Below are 17,905 nucleotides of genomic sequence, written 5' to 3' on the forward strand. Positions count from 1 at the left end.
CCGACGACGAGGTGGTCGCCATCTTCCCGGGCATATACCGCGAGGGCCTCGCCGCACGCCCCCCGGCCCTCCGCGCCTGACCCCGGCCCCCCCCCCCCCCCCCGCGACACCCCACCGCGCAGCCCGGGTAAGCCCCCCGCCTACCCGGGCCGCGGCGCGCCCGGGGCCGCCCGGCCGTCACCGTCACCACCGCGACCACGACCGCGACCGCGACCGCGACCACCGACGTGGAGGACAGCCCGTACGAGCCTGCCCGCCACCGGCCCTGGGCTGGGACGTTCTCCCAGGTCGGGGTGGCGGCCACGGCGGCGAGGAGGCGGGGGCGGCGGTCATCCAATGGATCATCAGACGGTAGGGTCTGCGCCGGTGGTGGGCGTCGTCTCGCCATCATGGCCGGATTTGGTTGACTCAACGGTGGGGTGTACTACATGACGATCGGTTCGAGGGTCGCGCGGGTTGCCGCGGTTCTGGCTCTTTCGGTGACTACGGTGATCGGCCTCGGCGGGACCGCGCAGGCGGACCACATGGCTCCCACGCTGCGGTACGGGTCCTCCGGCTTCGGGGTCGAGTGCGTTCAGGTCATGCTCAATCGGGTCGGACTCGGACACACCATCGCCGTCGACGGCAAGTTCGGGAAGGACACCAAGGGAATGGTGGAGGACTTCCAGCGGGCGCGTGGCCACCTGGACATCGACGGCGTGGTCGGCAGGGAGACCGGGGGCGCCCTGTGGGAGCTGACCTACCAGGGCTGGTTCACCAACTGCTACGACTTCATCCCGACCCCGTAGCGGCCGCTCCCCCGCTCCTCGCGCCCTTGACGGGGTGTCATCTGCTGACGGTCAGGGTGGCCGCCGGACCGCTGATCCTCGTCCAGGTCGTGGTGTCGTCGACGGGTGCCTGGTAGATGGCGCTGTGGTCGGGGGCCAGGCGGTAGATGTGGGCGGCGGTGACGGCGAATTCGGCGCCCGCCTCGCTGACCGGGTCCCAGAACTGGGGGGTGCGGGCGTAGCGCAGGAAGACGCCGTGGTCGGGGCTGGTGGCGAACAGGTCGGTCGGCCCGGTGTAGAGGTCCTCGGCCCGGCCGCCGATGAGGGTCCAGTCGCTGCCGGTGCCGTCCCACTGGAACACCCGGCCGCGGTCGGGTGAGAGTCCGTACAGGTGGGTGTCGCTGACGGCGAAGGTCGCGGCCTCGCCGCCCACCAGGGCCCAGCTGTCCTTGGCGGGGTCGTAGCGGAAGACACGGCCGTCGCGCGGGTCGGTCGCGAACAGGCCGGCGCCGCCGCCGTACAGGCGTCCGGCCGGGCCGCCGATCTTCGTCCAGCTCGTTCCGGTGCCGTTCCAGCGGTAGACGCCGGTGCGGTCCTGGGCGAGCCGGTAGAGGCGGTCGCCGCTGATGGCGAAGTCGGCGCCGGGTTCGCTGACGGGTGTCCAGGTGCCGGGGGTGCCGGTGTAGCCGAGCAGCCGCTTGTCGTCGGCGTCGACGGCGAACACACCGGCGCCTCCCGCGAGGATCCTCTCGGTCGGGCCTCCGATGGGCGTCCAGGCCGTGCCCCGGCCCTGCCACTGGTAGAGGGCGCGGTGGTCCGGGGCGATGGAGTACAGCGTGCCGGGAGCGGAGGCGACGACCGCGGGTTGTCCCGGCAGCCGGGGAGCCGTGCCGGGCGGAACGCCCTGGGTGTCACTCCTCGGGGTGCTCGACGCCTCGGGGGCCGGCGTCGAGCCGACCGGGGCCGTCGCTGTCCCGGGGGCAGGCGCCGCCCCCGAGCCAGGCGCCGCCCCGGCCGAGGGCGAGGCCGTGGCCTTCGGTGCCCCGGAGGCGGTTGCGTCCGCCGGGGCCGCCGCCGCCGACGGGATGCCCGTCTCCGGGCGGACCGTGTCCGCCGGGGCACCGGCCCCGGACGGGGACGGATCGTGGGCCGCGGCGGCCGCCGGTGCGCGGGAGGGATCCGCCGGGTACGGCACCGGGCCGCCGGGTGCCGGAGCGCTGAGATGCATGCCGATCAGCACGCCGGCCAGCACCAGGCCGACGGCCGCGAACAGAGCAGTGCCGGCCCGGCGACGGGCGCCCGGAGCACGGTGGGGGCCTCCGGCGAACGGGGTGGTACGTACCCGGAAGAACGGGGCGACGAGGCTGGACACACTGGTCAGACGGTTGTCCGGCGCCTCGACGACCTCGCCGCGGACAATCCGGGGCACGGATGGAGCCGGCACGGCACCGGCCGCCAGGAGCACCTCCCGGCGCCGGTCGGCCAGGGCCTCCCGTACCTCCACGAGGTCGGCGTCCAGGCGCCGCAGTACCGGCAGATGCGCCCGCACCCCGTCCACGACCGCCGGTTCGGACCCCGGCTCCCGTCCGTCCGCCCACTCGCGCGGACACTCCTGGTCCACCAGGACCCCGACGGCCTCCTGCTCCCGCTCCGCCATCCGCCGCGCCTCACGCGCGCTCTCCCGGATGCGCCGCACCTCGGCCAGGCAGCGCGTCGCCTCCCGCAGCCGGGCCCGCCGCAGTCGCGCCGTGTCCCCGTCGACCGGCCGCCGTGAAGCGGCACCCGCCCCGCCCTCGGCACCCGCCCCGCCCTCGGCACCGGCCTCGTCCTCGACACCGGCGCCCAGCTCACCCCTCAGCTCGGCCACGACCGCCACCAGCACGCGGACCAGTTCCTCCGCCTCGGCCACGCTCGCCTCGGCCTGCCGCTGCGCCTGCCGGGCCCCGTCCAGCGCCTGCCGCGCGGCCGACCGACCGGCCGCCGGCGGCCGGAGCCCCCGCGCCGCCCGGGTGGCTTGTTCGTACAGGTGGGCGGCACGTGCCAGCAGCACCGCCCGGGCCTGCGGGTCCGCGGCGCGGTCGTGGACCAGCCGCTGGAGCAGGTGCCACGGGATGTCCTTCTCCCCGGAGCGGTACTCGCTCCAACTGGTCTTGCCGGCCTGGTACCGCTGGGCGAGCTCGCGCACAGTGGCCCCGGACGTCACCTCCCGTACGAACCGGGCCAGGGCGTCCGCCTGCTCGGTCTCCCCTTTGAACCGCCCCTGCGGGCGTCCGGCACGACCCACCCCGTGCTCCCCTCGCGCGTCTGCGGCCGAACCGGACTGCCCGCCACTCACCAAGCCGGACCGGCTCTTGTAGACGGACAATCAAACATGCGGCGCCGCGCAGTCTCCACAGGTTCTTCGGACAACTCCGCATGAGGACGAAACAGTGCGCCTCGACGACTGCGCCGGACCGCAACAGTCGCCACTGGCGGGCCGGATGGCCTGGATCGGCGATGCGGACGCGGCCGGCTCGGGCCAACACGCCCGATCACGCACCGCAACTCCCGGCAACTGACTGTGCCCATAGGATGGCCGGGGACCGGTGCCCCGACCGGGGGCGCCGGCTGCTGCGGGTGACAGCCATCACGGGCACGCGGTGGACCTTGACGCGACGTCACTGAACCGAGGAGTTGTCAGAGCATGTCGAAGATCACGACGTCAGGGACCTGGACGGCCGTCACCCCGGCTCCGCCGAACGTCTCGGGGCTGAACACCGGCCACGTCTCCTGGGGCACCCCGGCCGGGGGAGGGAAGAGCGGCTACTCGTTCACCGGCGGCACGGTCGAGGCGAAGGCCGACGGTTCGGAGGTGACGCTGGGCACCTTCACCCACCAAAACTTCCCGATCTTCGGCGGTGGCGTCGACCGGTTCGATGTCGATCTCGTGGTGCGCATCCGGTTCGAGGAAGACGACAAGGACCGCGACTTCAGCTTCAGGTTCCACCACTTCGAGACCCCCAACACCGGCCCCAACCCGGACGACGAGGTCGACCTGCCCACGCGGGTCTCCCCGGAGAGCGTCACGATCGACGGCGAGGAGTACGCCGCCGTGATCACCGGCTTCAAGCGCGACGGCGAGATCGTCAACAAGTTCTTCAGCCCCGAGAACGGCTCCAACAGCGCGGACATCGTCGCCTCGCTCTCGCGCGTCGGCGTCCCGGACGTGGTGATCACCGGCATCCACTACAAGGGCGGGGTCAAGTACACCCAGGCCGACGAGTACGTCGAGATCGTCAACCGCGGCACGGCGCACGCGGACATCTCCGGCTGGCACCTCTACGCCGACGACCCCGGCCAGAACTTCACCTTCCCGCCCGGCACCACGCTCAAGGCCGGCCAGCGGATCCGCATCTACACCAACGAGGTCCACGCCGAGTGGGGCGGGTACTCCTACAACAGCGGACGTGCCATCTGGAACGACAAGGGCGACACCGCGCACCTCTCCGACAGCCAGGGCGAACTCGTCTCCGACTACAGCTACGGCACCGAGGCCGAGACGTACTGAACGACCGCCCCGGACCGAGCAGGGCCGGGACGACGTCCACCCGGTCCTCGCCCGGCCTCCGCCCGGTGCAGGCCTCCGGTTCCGGAGGAAGCTCCCTTCACGATCGCGCGAATGCCGGTGAGGTCGATCCACACCCGCTGCCAAGCGCTCACGCTTCTCGCAACCAGCCGTGAGTTGTCAGCCTTCTTGGCGCCCGTCGCCGCCGCACAGCCGGAGCAGGGCCGCGCGGCTCTCGTCGTCCGCGGCGCGGTAGACCAGAAGCCTCAGCTCCGGGTCCTCCAGCGGGAGCAGGACCTCGAAATCGACGGCGATCGTCCCGACGGCTGGGTGCCGCAGCAGCTTGCGGCCGCGGCCGTTGACGCGGACCTCCCGCTCGGCCCAGAGCCGAGCGAAGTCCTCGTCCTGCGCGGTGAATTCGGCGATCAGCCCGGCCAGTGCCCGGTCCTCCGGGTGGGCGGCCCAGGCCGCGCGCAGGTGGGCGACGCCGTCCCGCAGCACCCGCTCGCGGTCGGCGTAGAAGCCGCGCATCGGCGGGTACAGCAGGCAGAGCCACATCGCGTTCCGCCGCTCCGGCGGAACGGCGTCGAACTCCGGTAGCAGCCGGGCCATTTCCGGGTTCCAGGCCAGCAGGTCGTAGCGGTGGTCCAGCAGCGCGGCGGGCAGTGGGGAGAGTTCGTCGACCAGGTGGGCCAGCGCCGGCGCCGGACCGGTGGCTGCCCCACCGCGGGTGCCGCCGGGGCGGCGCCGTCGGGCCAGGTCGAAGAGGTAGTCGCGTTCGCCGGGTGCCAGCTGCAGGGCCCGGGCCAGCGCCGCGAGCACCTCCGCGGAGGGCCGAAGCCCCCGGCCCTGCTCCAGCCGGACCACGTAGTCGGTGCTGACCCCGGCCAGCTCGGCGACCTCCTCGCGGCGCAGTCCGGGCGTCCGCCGGGCCCGCCGGTGCGCGGGCAGGCCAAGCCGGTCCGGGTCCAGCCGTTCGCGCCTGCCGCGCAGGAAGGCGGCCAGTTCCTCGGTGGTGTCCACGGTTCGTGTCGTCATGACCGCTCCAACCGCCAGGGTAGGACCGGCCTTCCCAGGAAAGCTCCTCCCTTATCCGGGGCCCGCCGCCGCCGCAGACTCGGTCCCGGCAACGGAACACGAGCACACGCGAGCACAGGAGAACCTGATGGCACTGGCCCTCGACGACTACCGGCTGCTGGGCCGCTCGGGACTGCGGGTCTCACCGCTGGCCCTGGGCACCGCGACCTTCGGCACCGAATGGGGGTGGGGCGCCGAGCGGGCCGAGGCCCGCAAGCTGTTCGACCACTACGTCGGGCTCGGCGGCAACCTCCTCGACACCGCCGACACCTACACCGACGGCAGCTCCGAGCGCCTGCTGGGCGAGTTCGCCCACGAGGAGCGCGAACGCCTGGTGCTGGCGACCAAGTATTCGACCCTGCGCCGCCCCGGCGACCCGAACTCCGGGGGCGGGCACCGCAAGGCACTGTTCGGCTCGGTGGAGGGCAGCCTGCGGCGGCTCGGCACCGACTACCTCGACCTGCTGTACCTGCACGTCTGGGACTTCCGGACCTCGGTGGAGGAGGTGCTGCGCGGCCTGGACGACCTGGTCCGGCAGGGCAAGGTGCTGTACGTGGCGATCTCCAACACCCCGGCCTGGCAGGTGTCCCGGATGCAGGCGATCGCGGACCTGCGCGGCTGGTCGCCGCTGGTCGCGCTGCAGCTCGAGTACAGCCTGATCGAACGCACCGCGGAGCGCGACCTGATCCCGATGGCCCGGGAACTGGGCCTGGGCGTGGTCCCGTACTCGCCGCTCGGCGGCGGGGTGCTCAGCGGCAAGTACGGCCGGGACGACGTGGGCGCAACGGGCGCCGGCCCCGACGGGAGCACCCGCCGGAGCCACAACCTCGCCCTGGGCACCCTCACCGAACGCAGCCTCGGCGTGGCCGGGGTGGTCCGGGAGGTGGCCGGCGAGCTGGGGTACACCCCGGCCCAGGTGGCGCTGGCCTGGACGCTGCGGAAGCCGGGCGTGACGAGCACGCTCCTCGGCGCCCGCACCCTTGCCCAGTTGGAGGACAACCTGGGCGCCCTGGCGGTCGAGCTGACGGACGCCCAGCTGGCCCGGCTCGACGCGGCGGGCGCGATCGCCCTCGGCCAGCCGCACGAGCTGCTGGCGAGCGAGCCCATCCGCCGGGTGACCACGGGCGACCTGCGGATCGAGAGCCGCCGCTGACCCGGCCGCCGGCGGCGGGAGCCGGAGTCCGGAGCCGGAGTCCGCAGCCGCGGTCGGCTCACCGTCCGGGCGAGCGCAGAGATTCGAGGCCACGCCACCATGAACACACCACGGCTCGCCGCCCCACTCGCGGCCGTCGTCATCTGCTGCCTGCTGCTCGCCTCCTGCTCCACGGGCGGCGGGACCGCCACCGGCACGCCGCCCGGCACGGCGGCCGCCACGCCCAACGCCACACCCGAGACCACACCCGGGGCCGCCGCCGACGCCCCCGCCGTCATCTCCCTGCCGCTGGACCCGTACTTCCTCCCGCCCGCTGAGGAGGCCCGGCTGCACACGGCCCTGGACCGGCTGGTCGCCGACTGCCTGCGAACCGCCGGCCTCCAGGCACCCGCCAAGACCAGCCCGCAGCCTCCCGTACTCGGCCGGTACGAACGACGCTACGGCCTGACCAGTACCGCCACCGCCCGCACCACCGGCTACCACCTCCCCGACCACCCGCTCCCGGCCCAAATCCCGCTCACCCCGGCGCAGTTGAACGCGCTCACCCGCCCACAGGGCTGCCAGGAGTCCGCCGCGCAGCGGATCACCGGCACCACCGGCTACCCGGGAGACGCCTACCTGGTCCGCTCGACCGACCAGGAGTCCTTCGACCAGTCGGCGAAGGCGCCGGAGGTCGTGGCCGTCATCGCCGCGTGGTCACGCTGCATGAAGCGGGCCGGCTACGACTACACGACACCACCGCAGACCGGCAGTTGGCCGTCCGGGCAGGCCACCGGCGAGGAACGGACGACCGCCCTCACCGATGTCGCCTGCAAACAGGAGACCGGGCTCGTCCGGATCTGGAACGACGCCGAGGCCGCCGTCCAGCGCACCCTGATCCGGCAGAACGCCACCGCGTTCGACGCCGTCCTGGCCGAACGCCACCGCATGCTCGACGAAGCGGACACCGTCCTCACCCAGCCCGCCCCCGGCCCGTGACACCACCGCCCGGTGCGGTGCCGGACCGGCAACGGACCGGGCCTGCCCGCGAATCCGACTGTGCTGCCGGGGACGACCAGTCGGCGGGCAACCCGGCCGTCCGGTGCGGTTCCTCGGCGGACGTCAGCTGTCCGCGTTCACCGGATGCGGGATGCCCTGTCCGGCGCCCTCCGGGGGAGCTACTTCGGCGCGGGCAGGACGGCCTCCGCCCCGTCCGCCGCCGCCCCGTCCGCCGCCTCCGTGCCCGCCGCCGGGCCTCCGCGCAGCCCGGGCGCCAGCAGCAGGGTCGCGGCCAGCGAGGCCGCCGCGGTCGCGGCCATGCCGGTGGCGGGCGAGGTCAGTTCGGCCACCGAGCCGGCCACCGCCGCGCCGACGCCCTGCATGGTGAGCATCCCGGAGCTGTGCAGGCCCAGTGCCTGCCCGCTCAGCTCGTCCGGTGTCAGCGCCATCAGCCGGTCCTGGAGCAGCAGCCCCGCGCCGTACCCGAAGGTGGCCGCCGTGACCAGGAGCAGGGCGACGGGCAGGGCCGGGTCGAACAGGAAGAGCAGGTACGGGGCGGCGAGCAGGACGCACAGCGGGACGGCGGACCGGTTCCGCCACCGGGCGGGCAGGAAGCGGCCCACGACGGCGTCGCCGGCCAGCATTCCGGCGGCCCCGAAGGCGAACAGCAGGCTCGCACCGCCGGGCGAGTAGGGGACGTACAGCGACTCCGCCCCGACGATCAGGCCGTTCGGCACCCACAGCGCCAGGTAGGCGTACCGGCGCGGCACGGAGGACCACAGCCGTGCGTTGGTGCGCCAGGTCTGCGCGACCGACGGCCTGCCCGTGCCCCGAGGGGGCCGGCGCGTCAGCCCGCACCGCGCCACGACGGCGGCCAGCAGGTACAGGCCGGCGGCGAGCAGCAGTGTGCCGCGTGCCGAGACGACGGCCACCAGGGCGCCGCCGGCCGCGAAGCCGCAGATCTGGACGGCCCCGGCCGACATGTTGAGGACGGACCGGCCGAGCAGGTAGCCGTCCCGGGTCAGCACCTCGTCGAGCAGCCCGTACCGCACTCCGCCGCCGACCGACCCGACGACGCCGAGGCCCAGCAGCACCGTGAACACCGCCCACACCGGCAGCCCGGGGAGCGCCTGTAGCGCCGTGCCCGCGCCGAACGCCAGGCTCAGGCCGGTCAGGGCGGCGCGGGGCGGCAGCCGGTCGGCCCCGGAGAGCACGGTGGCCGCCCCGACCACCTGGGCCAGTGCGGGGCCGAACATCGCCAGGGAGGACAGCAGCGCCGAGTCCGTCTGCTGGAACACCAGGATGCCGAGGGCCGGCCCGCTCACCGTCTGGGCGGCGGTCTGCCCGGCCGAGGCGAGGAAGAGCGGGGTGAACTCCCGGGTGCGGAAGAGGTCCCGATACGTACGCATGGCGGGGAGTCTCTCCGCCGCGGCCGACGGGTCGTTAGAGTTTCGCGGGGAGGCGAAACCATGGGCTGGTGGCAGGTCGACGCGGACACCCTCGCCGGGGGCCGGTTCGTCGTCTCCCCGCTGGCCGAGGTGCTCGCCGGTCTGAAGACCCTGCACCGCGGCGGCGCGGGCCACGTCGGCGAGCGCCGGTGGCTGGACGCCCACCTCGCCGGCTACCGGGACCGTCTCGCCGGGGACCGGGTCACGGCCGCCCTGGTCGGGGCCGCGCTGGGGCACCGCTGGAACGCGACCTTCCTGACGCCCACCCCCCTGGGCGGCGACGGTCCGACCTTCGCCGAGGAGGTGGAGCAGGTGCGCCGCACCCCGCCCGCCGTCGTCCGCGCGGACCTCGCGGAGTCCCTGGGCGGCCTGCCGCCCGGCCTTGCGCCGGACCTGCTGCCGGACCTGCTGCGGCGCGACGACCTGGCGCAGCGGGCCGCCGAGCTGCTGGAGTGGGTGTGGACGGAGACCGTCCGGCCCACCTGGCCGCGGCGTCGGCGGATCATCGAGGCCGACATCGTCGCGCGGACCGCCGGCCTCGGCCTGCGCGGCTGGGCCGCCACGCTCGACGGGATGCGGCCCGGGATGCGCTGGCTCGGGGAGCACCGGCTCCGGATCACCGGCTGCGACAGCCCGCCTCTCGAACTCTCCGGCGCCGAGCTGATGTTCGTCCCCGTCACCCCGGACCAGAGCTGGGTCTGCTGGGACGTCCCGGCGGTCGACGGCCGGCGCACGCTTCCCGCCCGGCGGTACGCGGTCGTCTACCCGTGTTCGGGCGTTCTGGTCGACGAGGAGCGCCGCCCGGTGCCCGAGGCCCTGGCGGCGCTGCTCGGCCCCGCCCGCGCCGACCTCCTCGGCCTGCTCGACGCCCCGAAGACCACCACCCAGCTGGTGGCCCTCACCGGCCGGCCGCTGGGCGCGGTGGGCCGGCACCTGCGGATCCTGCGCGAGGCCCGCCTGATCCGGCGCCGGCGGGCGGGCCGCACCGTCCTCTACTACCGGACCACGGCGGGGCAGATCCTCGTCGACGCGCAGCTGTCCGAGCCCGGGGCGCACTGATCCGGGCGCGCCCCGCTACGGGCATGACCAGCTACGGGCATGCCCGGCTGCGCGGTTGCCGGACACATCGCCGACGCGGTCACCCGGATCGGCGGGTTCCCCCTCGGCTGCGCCCGATCATGAGAACCGGACCGCCCGTTCGCGTCGTCCTCGCCGGTGTCGGCGGCCCGGCAGACCGTTCGGGCCGTAGGGGGGAGGGCGACCGGTGCGAGCGCGCGACCGGGGCCCTGGCCGACGCGGTTCCGGGTGAGCGTCGGGCCCGGGTGGACCGAGTCCCCCTGCCTCCGCCCGTGAAAGGAACCGATTCCTCATGGACTCAGCCAGCCGCCCGCACCGCGCCCGCACCGCCGCAGCCGTTGTCGGCAGCGTGGTCGCCCTGCTCGCCGCGCTACCCGCCCCCGCGGCCCACGCGTCCGGCACCTTTGTCACCACGTTCGTGAACGTCAACAGCGGCAAGTGCCTGGAGATCGCCGACCTGAGCACCGATGACGGCGCGGCCGCCCAGCAGTGGGACTGCGACGGCGGCGACAACCAGCTGTGGGACGTCGTGTACTACCCCGGCGGCCAGTACACCATCGTCAACCGCCACTCCGGCAAGTGCCTGGAGATCGCCGACTTCGACCGCGAGGACGGCGGGGTCGCCCGCCAGTGGACGTGCACGTGGAGCATCAACCAGCACTGGTACCCCTCGGCCTTCCTCGATGAGATCAGCGCGGGCAACCTGGTCAACGCGTACTCCGGCAGGCTGCTGGAGATCGCGGACTGGAGCACCGAGAACGGCGCGCCCGCCCAGCAGTGGGGCGAAGGTTCGGCGCCGGTGGAGCAGGCGCCTCACAAGCTCGACGCGAACAAGCGCTGGATCTCCAACGTCCGGCCGCTCTGACCGGCCCGAATGCGTCGTCCCGTCGAGCGGCCGACCGCCCGATGGGACGGCGCATTTCGCGAAGATCGCGCATCCTGAGAATTCATCTACGGGCTTGTCTCGCACCTATCTGGATATCACGCGTCCGGCTACCATCGGATTCGCGACAATCCGTTCTGGACGCCGATCGTGGGGGATGCGCGCATGCCAAATTCGTCCGGATCATCAGGCCCTGACGGACCGGCCCAAGACGGCGGTCCTCGCGCCGGGGAGGCTCCGAAGAATCCGCCGTCGCTGAGCGGGGCGGCGGCGACTCTCGGAAATATCAAAGAGCTTTTGTCGAATGCCGTCGGAATAGTGACCGTGGTGCTGTCCGCGGCGGCGCTCTTCGGGTCCGGCGCCGCCGCCGGCACCAAGCTCGCGTCGCCGGACCCGGCCCCGACCGTGACGGTGCCCGGCCCGACGGTGACCGCCCCCGGCCCGACGGTGACCAAGCCGGTACCGCCCACTCCGACCGGCACGGACCCCGCCACCGCGCCACCGGGGACGGCGACGACGGCCAACGGAACCGTGCTGGGGACCTACAGCGTGAACATCAACGCGGACCATTCCATCCCGCTGCGTGCCACGAAGCCGACACAGGCCGAATTCAGCACCACCGGCCAGGGGGACCTCGGGACCGGCGGACCCGGCGGCCACCTGGTATTCCTTCCAATCAATGGAACCAAGATGCTCGCCCTGCCGAGCGGAACGACACCCACGTACGAGGCCTGCGCGAGCGACACCGTATTCTCCACCCAGGCCGACAGCACCGCCGCAACATCATTCTGCGTGCTGGAAAAAGGGAGTATGGCCGGAGTGACGGTCGCCTCGGTCAATTCGACCTACGTGGTGCTCGACGTCACCGTCTGGCAGCACGTGGTCTGATCGCTGAGGACGACCGCCGAGGACGACCGCCGTCACCCCCGCCGCCGAGCCGGGAGGCGGTACCGCCGGGGCGAGACCCCAGGCCTCCGGCCTCCGGCCCCCTACCGCGCCGCGCCGACGGCTATCCGCACGGCGTCGCCTCTCCCACGGGCCGAGGCCGTGCCTGCCGGCGGTGTTCCCCGGGGGAGAGTCCGTGGACCGCTTTGAACGCCCGGCTGAACTCGGAGGCGCTGGGGATCCCGCAGCGGGTGCCGATGCCCTGGATCGTCAGGGTGGACAGGCCGGGGTCGGCGAGGTCCCGGTGGGCCTTCCGGAGCCGCTGGCGGCGGATGTACGCGGCGACGGTCTCCCCGTCGGAGTAGCGGGCGAAGAGGCGGTGCAGGTAGCTGACGGAGATGTGGTGGGCGGCCGCGACCACCGGCGGGGTCAGCCCGGGGTCGTGGAGGTTGTTCCGGATGAACGCCCGGATGCTCTCGACCGTGGCCCGCTGCCGGGCCTCCGGTGACAGCGTGTCCTCGGCGTCGAGTTCCCGGGCGATCCAGGCCGACATCAGGTCGACCACGACCGGGCCGAGCCGGGACGCCTCGGCGGGCCCCAGAACGCCGGCCTGCCGGTCGAGGCCGAGCAGGAAGTCCGCCAGCAGCGCACCCGTGCCCTCCCGGCCGGACAGCCTTCGGCCGAGCAGGTCGCCCACCCGGTCGGGCGGCACGGGCAGCAGTGACCTGGGCAGGTCGATGCCGACCCCCGAGACCAGGGGCTCCCCTTGGCCGGGAGCCCGGACGTCGAAGTACCGCCCGTCGTACGGATGCGAGGTGTCGATCAACAACAGGTCGCCGGGCCCGAACGTCTCGAATTGCTCCCGGCCGGAACCGAACACGTGGCCGCCTGCCGTGAGCAGGGTCAGGTGGTACAGCTCCTCGTCCGAACTCCGGATCATGCGTTCCGTCCGCCGGAACCGGGCCGACGGGAACGACGTCCCCAGCAGGGCCACCGGCCCCAGATCAAAGCGCCGGATCTCCGCCGTGAAGGTGTCGGCGTGGGCGCTGGTCGCCTCGCACACCCGTGTCCTCCCCACCATGTCCCGCCAGTGCTCGAAGCGCTCCTCCGCCGACAAACCGTCGTCACCGGCCGTACTCTCCGCCCCCACGAGCGTCTCCTCGCGTCCCGAACCCACCCCTGCCGGTCCGGCAGGGCTCCCCCCGTCCCACAGCATCAATGCACATGCCAATCCGGCCGGGCCACCACAAGCACGGAAACGCGTCGGCATCCGGATGCCGCTTGGCTCGAATGGCACTCCCCCACCGGCCGGCGCCGAGACCCGGGACGGTGCCAGGGACACCAGGACACCACCGGGGACACCACCCGGGACACCGTCCGGGACACCGCCGAGCGACGCGCCGGCGCCGTCGAACGGGCCCGGGCGGATTCACCCTCACGGGTGGAATCGGTGGCCGTTCGGGTCCTGTGACCAAGCCGGGGCAGGGCCGGTGCCGAAGGTCGGAAGGAGGCGGTCCGGCGCGCCGGTGGTGGCAGCGCGCTCGCCCGCCCCTCCACCACGAACGCCCCCACCACGAACGACCCACCACGAACGGACATCCGCCATGAGGACACCCGCCGTCCCCCTGCGCCGGCTCGTGCCGACCGGCGCCGCGCTGCTGCTGGTCTGCGCCCTCGCCGCCTGCTCCAGCGGTTCTTCCGGCTCCGGCAAGACCGCCACGGCCTCCCCGTCGGCCGCGGCCACGGCCACGGCCACCGGCACCGCCTCGGCCTCGGCCTCGGCCTCGGCCGGCGAGACCAACGCCAGCGTCCGCATCACCATCAAGAACTTCGCCTTCGAACCGGCCGCTGTCACCCTGCAGCCCGGCGAGACCGTCACCGTCACCAACGAGGACTCCACCGCCCACACCCTCACCGCCTCCGACAAGAGCTTCGACACCGGCACCCTCGCCCCCGGCGCCACCGCCACCTTCACCGCACCCCAGCAGAGCGGCGCCCACCCCTACATCTGCACCATCCACCCGTTCATGCACGGCACCCTCACCGTCAGCTGAACCCGCCCCCACCGGAACGGACCCCGCACCAGCCGTGTCCACCCCCACCACCGACCGCACCACGCACCGTCGGCAGATCACCGAGGTCGTCCTGCGGCTGCTCGCCGCCACCGGCCTGGCCGTCGACGCCGCCGTCCACCTGCACCTCGCCGGCCGCTACGACGCCGTCACCGCCGACATCAGCCAAGGGACCCTCTTCCGCGCGGAGGCCGCCGCCGCGGCCCTGGCGCTCGTCCTCGTCCTGCTGTGGCGACGGCCCCTCGGAGACCTGTTCGCCTGGGCCGTCGCCGCCGCCGGGCTGGCCGCCCTCCTGCTCTACCGCTACGTCGACGTGGGCGCCCACGGCCCGCTGCCCGACATGTACGAGCCCCTCTGGTACACCGACAAGACCCTCACCGCCTGCGCCCAGGCCGTCGCGACGCTGTGCCTGACCGCGCTCCTCGTCGGGCACCGCCGACGCGCACCGTCATGACCCGGCTCGCCGGCTGACGGCTCACCGGCTTTCCGCCAGTCGTACGTTCGGACACTCAGACATGTCAGACGCTCGGACACTCGGACACCACAGGATCGGAGAAGACCTCCATGGGATCGACCATCGGCCTGCTCGCCCGCATCGAAGCCCGGCCGGAGTACGCGGACGAGGTCGAGAAGCTCCTGCGCGGGGCCCTGGAGGCGGCCCGCGCCGAGGAGCGGACCGTCACCTGGTTCGCCTTCCGGGAGGGCCCGGCCGTCTTCGGCATCTTCGACACGTTCGCCGACGAGGCGGGCCGGACGGCCCACCTGAACGGAGCGATCGCCGCCGCGCTCATGGACGCCGCCCCCACCATGCTGGCGAGCCCGCCGGACATCCGCCCCGTCGACATCCTGGCCGTCAAGCCCCTCTGAGGACGGGCCGGACGGACCGGACGGGGCCGGCGCGGCGGAATCCGCTCGACCGGGCCGCCTCGCCGACGGGACGATACGGGCATGGAGTTCCTCTGCTACCACCGCGACAGGCCCGGCTCCCTGCCGCTGCGCGACGAGTTGCTGCAAGACCACTGGTCCTACATGGACCGGTACGCGAAGGAGATGATCGCCCGGGGCCCGACCCTCGCCGACGACGGCGGCGCGCCCACGGGCAGCGTCCACATCGTCGACCTGCCCGATCCCGCCGCCGCCCGGGCGTTCGCCTTCGAGGAGCCGGGCTACCAGGCAGGCGTCTACCGGGACGTGCTGCTGCGGCGGTGGCGCAACCTGCTGGGGCGCACCATGTGGGACTTCCCCGGCGGCCGGACCGGCGGCAACCGCTACCTGGTGCTCGGCCTGGGCTCGGGGGAGGCCGCCGACCCGGCCGTCCCGGCCGACCGGGACGAACTGATCGCGTACGGGCCGCTGCTGTCCGACGACGGCGCCGCCTGGCTCGGCACGGCGGTGCTGCTGCGGGCGCCGGACCCGGCGGCGGCGCGCGCCGTCCTGACGGCGGACCGGTACACCACCGTCGAGGTGCACCCGTGGCAGTTCGGCGGGCGGCCGTCCTGACCGACGACGGCGAACCCGGTGCCGGGCCCGGCACCGGCTTCGGCACCGGGTTCGGCGGGGCCGGGCGGGCCGGTCGGGTCGGTCCCCGCCGGCGGGGTGCGGCCCGGCCCGGTCGGAACGACTACGGCGTCACCGTCACCCCCACCGCCCGATGGGGCGTGGCAGGGCCGCCCGGTCGGCCCGCGAGGGCCGACCGCACCGCCCGAACCGGCCGGTGCCCGGCCGGACGGTGCCGGCGCAGCGGTGCCCGCCGAGCGCCCGGCGGTCTCACCTGGTGTACAGCGACTTGCCGCTGACGGTGCGGCTGGTGCCGTCGGACAGGGTGATGGTGGCCGTGTCGACGTTGCTTCCCTCCGCGACACCGGGCCACCAGGCCGTCCAGCGGCCGTTCTCGACGGTGACCTGGAAGGTGTGTCCGGTGCCCTGTATGGTGATCGCCTTGACGTCGGCCCCCACCGAGCCCTGCGCGTAGTTGAACCTGGCCTCCCCGTCACCGTGGGAGCCGCCCGTGTCGTACGTGATCGCGTCGGGCGCCACCTTCTTCACCGGGTCGATCGCCTCCCACAGGCCGCGGCCCTCCGCGGCGACGTAGCAGAGCATGGACTTGCCACCGCGGTTGACGACCATGGAGGCGACCTTGCCCCGCAGGTCCGCGTTGGTGATGGTGGCGGGTGACCCGGCGCCCGGGCCGTCGGTCATCCGGTCCAGGCACCACTTCTCGGCGGTGGCACCCGGGCCCGTCCCAGCGGACAGCGGTGTCGGGGCGCCGGTCCAGCTGGCCAGTTCCGTGGCGCTCAGCGGCCCGCGGGAGCCGCCCGAGGGCTGCGTCGCGGTCACCGCCACGGCTGCGGCCGTGGCCACGACGAACGCACCGGCGACGGTGACGGCCAGCCGCCGCCGCAGGCGCGGCCGGGCGGGGGCGCGAGTCGGGACAGGGGTGGAGGCCGCGGTGGGCGTGGGGGTGTCGAGGTCGATCCGGCGCATCAGGCGCTCCCGGTGTAGGGCGTGGCGTCCCTCGGGGAGGTCGCGCTCGGCCGGCACGGGAGCCAGCCCGAGCAGTTCCGCGCGCTCGGCCTGATCCGGCCGCTGTCCGGCGTTCACTGGTGTACCTCCTTCGGGGACGGGGCCGCGTTGGCGGGCCCACCCTGGATCTGGTTCGGGCCTCGGCCGGGTTCCACCTTTTTCCGTTCCACTTTCTTCCGTTCGACCGTGTTCCGTTCGACCGTGTTCCGCTGCGCCCGGCGCTGGGCCGTCTCGGCAAGACGGTGCAGCCTGTCCCGGGCCCGGGACAGGCGTGAGCGCACAGTACCCACCGGTACGCCCAGGGCCTCGGCGGCCTCCCGGTAGTCCAGGCCCGCCCACACGCACAGGGACAGCACCTCGTGGTCCGGGCGGCGCAGCCGCGCCAGCGCCTGGTGCAGGACCGCGATCCGCGCCGCGTCGTCGATCCGCCCGGCCACCTCCTGCGCGAAGTCGGGAACGTCCTCGCGTGCCGGCGGCAGCTGTTCCAGTACCTGGCGGTGCCGCCAGGCGGCCCGGCGCTGGTTGCTGACCAGGTTGGTGGCGATGCCCAGCAGCCAGGGCTTCAGCGACCCGCCGTCCGCCTCGACCCGGTCGTGCCGGCGCCAGGCCTCCAGGAACGTCAACGACATCACGTCCTCCGCCGTCGACCAGTTCCCGGTGAGCCGGAACACGTGGTTGTACACCGCGCGCGCATGCGTGTCGAAGAGCCGGCCGAACTCGTCCCGGTCCCCGGCCCGCACCCGCGCGCGCACATCTCGATCTGAAGAGTCCACGCCCCTATCTGGTGCCCCGCCCGCACGGGTTCCTATGACCTGGATCACAGGCGATCGAACCCGCTGCCATGACCGATCCGACCGCCCCACCCCACCGACCGGAAGTGCCGCCGACATGCGATCCGCCCTCTTCACCATCGACCTCCCCGGCCCGGGACGGCTGAGCACCATGGCCAGGCCCCGCGGCGACGACTGGCTCGACGACGAGATGGCCGCGCTGAAGCGCTGCGGCGTCGACGTCCTGGTCTGCGCCCTCACCGGACCCGAACTCGACGAACTCGGCCTCGCCGACGAACCCCGCGCGGCCGCGGCGGCCGGGCTGCGGTTCGTGGCGATACCCGTGGCCGACCGCACCGTCCCCGACCGCGCCGCGGTCCTGCCCACGCTGCACGCACTGGCCGAACTGCTGCGCGGGGGCGCACACATCGTCACCCACTGCCGGGCCGGGATCGGACGCTCGTCCCTCCTCGCGGCCGCCCTCCTCATCCTCGACGGCGTCGCTCCCGACACCGCCTGGGACCGGATCGAACGGGCTCGTGGGCTCCCCGTCCCGGACACCGCCGAGCAGCGGGAGTGGACGGTAGGACTCCTCGACCGGACGTGACGCCGGCACCTCGGTCGACGCGTCGGCCGGCACCTCGGTCGACGCCTCGGTCGACGTGTCGGTCGACGCCTCGGTCGACGTGTCGGGAGGCCCGCTCGGCGGCGGGGCTCGGGCCCCTGCG

18 protein-coding genes are annotated in these 17,905 nt (G+C 73.7%); 12 read left to right on the forward strand and 6 right to left on the reverse strand.

Translation table 11 applies throughout. The features are described from left to right. Positions 1–479 precede the first annotated feature (479 nt). A complete protein-coding gene (locus tag ACFQ6N_RS00040) occupies positions 480–788 on the forward strand; it encodes a peptidoglycan-binding protein (protein ID WP_380645800.1) in 309 nt (102 codons plus the stop codon). Positions 789–825: 37 nt separating this feature from the next. Here ACFQ6N_RS00040 and ACFQ6N_RS00045 read toward each other — a convergent pair whose 3' ends face one another. After that, positions 826–3,051 (reverse strand): hypothetical protein, encoded by a 2,226-nt coding sequence (locus ACFQ6N_RS00045; protein ID WP_380645801.1) that lies wholly within the window; start codon positions 3,049–3,051, stop codon positions 826–828. Between the two features lie 399 nt (positions 3,052–3,450). On the opposite strand from ACFQ6N_RS00045, the gene ACFQ6N_RS00050 reads away from it, so the two are divergent. Then, positions 3,451–4,314, forward strand: coding sequence for a choice-of-anchor K domain-containing protein (locus tag ACFQ6N_RS00050; RefSeq protein WP_380645802.1), 864 nt, complete (start codon positions 3,451–3,453; stop codon positions 4,312–4,314). 177 nt (positions 4,315–4,491) lie between these two features. On the opposite strand, the gene ACFQ6N_RS00055 is transcribed toward ACFQ6N_RS00050, so the two are convergent. Next, positions 4,492–5,349 carry a helix-turn-helix domain-containing protein gene (locus tag ACFQ6N_RS00055; RefSeq protein ID WP_380645803.1) on the reverse strand — a complete coding sequence of 286 codons (858 nt, stop codon included), beginning with the start codon at positions 5,347–5,349 and terminating at the stop codon, positions 4,492–4,494. A 127-nt stretch (positions 5,350–5,476) separates the two neighbouring features. Here ACFQ6N_RS00055 and ACFQ6N_RS00060 point away from each other — a divergent pair, with 127 nt between their 5' ends. Both ACFQ6N_RS00060 and ACFQ6N_RS00065 read left to right on the forward strand, forming a co-directional pair. Further along, positions 5,477–6,541 carry an aldo/keto reductase gene (locus ACFQ6N_RS00060; protein WP_380645805.1) on the forward strand — a complete coding sequence of 355 codons (1,065 nt, stop codon included), beginning with the start codon at positions 5,477–5,479 and terminating at the stop codon, positions 6,539–6,541. A 99-nt stretch (positions 6,542–6,640) separates the two neighbouring features. Further along, on the forward strand, positions 6,641–7,519 hold the full coding sequence (locus ACFQ6N_RS00065; RefSeq protein ID WP_380645806.1) for a hypothetical protein: 879 nt from the start codon (positions 6,641–6,643) through the stop codon (positions 7,517–7,519). 179 nt (positions 7,520–7,698) lie between these two features. Here the strand turns inward: ACFQ6N_RS00065 and ACFQ6N_RS00070 are convergent, their stop codons facing one another. Beyond that, positions 7,699–8,928 carry an MFS transporter gene (locus ACFQ6N_RS00070; protein WP_380645808.1) on the reverse strand — a complete coding sequence of 410 codons (1,230 nt, stop codon included), beginning with the start codon at positions 8,926–8,928 and terminating at the stop codon, positions 7,699–7,701. 60 nt (positions 8,929–8,988) lie between these two features. On the opposite strand from ACFQ6N_RS00070, the gene ACFQ6N_RS00075 reads away from it, so the two are divergent. The 3 genes from ACFQ6N_RS00075 (at position 8,989) to ACFQ6N_RS00085 (ending at position 11,815) form a co-directional block, all read left to right on the forward strand. After that, entirely contained in the window at positions 8,989–10,026 is a 1,038-nt protein-coding gene (locus ACFQ6N_RS00075; protein WP_380645809.1) for a helix-turn-helix domain-containing protein, read from the forward strand. Positions 10,027–10,336: 310 nt separating this feature from the next. Continuing rightward, entirely contained in the window at positions 10,337–10,909 is a 573-nt protein-coding gene (locus ACFQ6N_RS00080) for an RICIN domain-containing protein (protein ID WP_380645810.1), read from the forward strand. Positions 10,910–11,245: 336 nt separating this feature from the next. Further along, positions 11,246–11,815 (forward strand): hypothetical protein, encoded by a 570-nt coding sequence (locus tag ACFQ6N_RS00085; protein WP_380645811.1) that lies wholly within the window; start codon positions 11,246–11,248, stop codon positions 11,813–11,815. A gap of 121 nt (positions 11,816–11,936) precedes the next feature. Here the strand turns inward: ACFQ6N_RS00085 and ACFQ6N_RS00090 are convergent, their stop codons facing one another. Then, entirely contained in the window at positions 11,937–12,962 is a 1,026-nt protein-coding gene (locus ACFQ6N_RS00090; RefSeq protein WP_380645812.1) for a helix-turn-helix domain-containing protein, read from the reverse strand. Positions 12,963–13,416: 454 nt separating this feature from the next. On the opposite strand from ACFQ6N_RS00090, the gene ACFQ6N_RS00095 reads away from it, so the two are divergent. The 4 genes from ACFQ6N_RS00095 (at position 13,417) to ACFQ6N_RS00110 (ending at position 15,384) form a co-directional block, all read left to right on the forward strand. Beyond that, complete coding sequence (locus ACFQ6N_RS00095) at positions 13,417–13,866, forward strand: cupredoxin domain-containing protein (protein WP_380645813.1); 450 nt, start codon at positions 13,417–13,419, stop codon at positions 13,864–13,866. Positions 13,867–13,900: 34 nt separating this feature from the next. After that, on the forward strand, positions 13,901–14,338 hold the full coding sequence (locus tag ACFQ6N_RS00100; protein WP_380645814.1) for a hypothetical protein: 438 nt from the start codon (positions 13,901–13,903) through the stop codon (positions 14,336–14,338). Positions 14,339–14,448: 110 nt separating this feature from the next. After that, positions 14,449–14,751, forward strand: coding sequence for a putative quinol monooxygenase (locus tag ACFQ6N_RS00105; RefSeq protein WP_380645815.1), 303 nt, complete (start codon positions 14,449–14,451; stop codon positions 14,749–14,751). 81 nt (positions 14,752–14,832) lie between these two features. Then, entirely contained in the window at positions 14,833–15,384 is a 552-nt protein-coding gene (locus tag ACFQ6N_RS00110; protein WP_380645816.1) for a YciI family protein, read from the forward strand. Between the two features lie 267 nt (positions 15,385–15,651). Here ACFQ6N_RS00110 and ACFQ6N_RS00115 read toward each other — a convergent pair whose 3' ends face one another. Next, positions 15,652–16,485, reverse strand: a complete 834-nt coding sequence (locus ACFQ6N_RS00115; RefSeq protein WP_380645817.1) for a hypothetical protein — start codon at positions 16,483–16,485, stop codon at positions 15,652–15,654. After that, the gene (locus tag ACFQ6N_RS00120; RefSeq protein ID WP_380646138.1) at positions 16,482–17,159 is read right to left on the reverse strand and encodes an RNA polymerase sigma factor; all 678 of its coding nucleotides are present in this window, start codon (positions 17,157–17,159) and stop codon (positions 16,482–16,484) included. The genes ACFQ6N_RS00115 and ACFQ6N_RS00120 overlap by 4 nt, the downstream gene beginning before the upstream one ends. A gap of 136 nt (positions 17,160–17,295) precedes the next feature. On the opposite strand from ACFQ6N_RS00120, the gene ACFQ6N_RS00125 reads away from it, so the two are divergent. Then, entirely contained in the window at positions 17,296–17,784 is a 489-nt protein-coding gene (locus tag ACFQ6N_RS00125) for a tyrosine protein phosphatase (RefSeq protein ID WP_380645818.1), read from the forward strand. Positions 17,785–17,905 lie beyond the last annotated feature (121 nt).

The sequence above is a fragment of the Kitasatospora sp. NPDC056446 genome, assembly GCF_042796115.1.
Taxonomy (GTDB): Bacteria; Actinomycetota; Actinomycetes; order Streptomycetales; family Streptomycetaceae; genus Kitasatospora.

Bases quoted from the DNA above. Each gene is read 5' to 3' on its own strand.
- ACFQ6N_RS00075 (WP_380645809.1), top strand. From the start codon at position 8,989: ATGGGCTGGTGGCAGGTCGACGCGGACACCCTCGCCGGGGGCCGGTTC.
- ACFQ6N_RS00050 (WP_380645802.1), top strand. From the start codon at position 3,451: ATGTCGAAGATCACGACGTCAGGGACCTGGACGGCCGTCACCCCGGCT.
- ACFQ6N_RS00065 (WP_380645806.1), top strand. From the start codon at position 6,641: ATGAACACACCACGGCTCGCCGCCCCACTCGCGGCCGTCGTCATCTGC.
- ACFQ6N_RS00070 (WP_380645808.1), bottom strand. From the start codon at position 8,928: ATGCGTACGTATCGGGACCTCTTCCGCACCCGGGAGTTCACCCCGCTC.
- ACFQ6N_RS00060 (WP_380645805.1), top strand. From the start codon at position 5,477: ATGGCACTGGCCCTCGACGACTACCGGCTGCTGGGCCGCTCGGGACTG.
- ACFQ6N_RS00080 (WP_380645810.1), top strand. From the start codon at position 10,337: ATGGACTCAGCCAGCCGCCCGCACCGCGCCCGCACCGCCGCAGCCGTT.
- ACFQ6N_RS00095 (WP_380645813.1), top strand. From the start codon at position 13,417: ATGAGGACACCCGCCGTCCCCCTGCGCCGGCTCGTGCCGACCGGCGCC.
- ACFQ6N_RS00105 (WP_380645815.1), top strand. From the start codon at position 14,449: ATGGGATCGACCATCGGCCTGCTCGCCCGCATCGAAGCCCGGCCGGAG.
- ACFQ6N_RS00110 (WP_380645816.1), top strand. From the start codon at position 14,833: ATGGAGTTCCTCTGCTACCACCGCGACAGGCCCGGCTCCCTGCCGCTG.
- ACFQ6N_RS00055 (WP_380645803.1), bottom strand. From the start codon at position 5,349: ATGACGACACGAACCGTGGACACCACCGAGGAACTGGCCGCCTTCCTG.
- ACFQ6N_RS00125 (WP_380645818.1), top strand. From the start codon at position 17,296: ATGCGATCCGCCCTCTTCACCATCGACCTCCCCGGCCCGGGACGGCTG.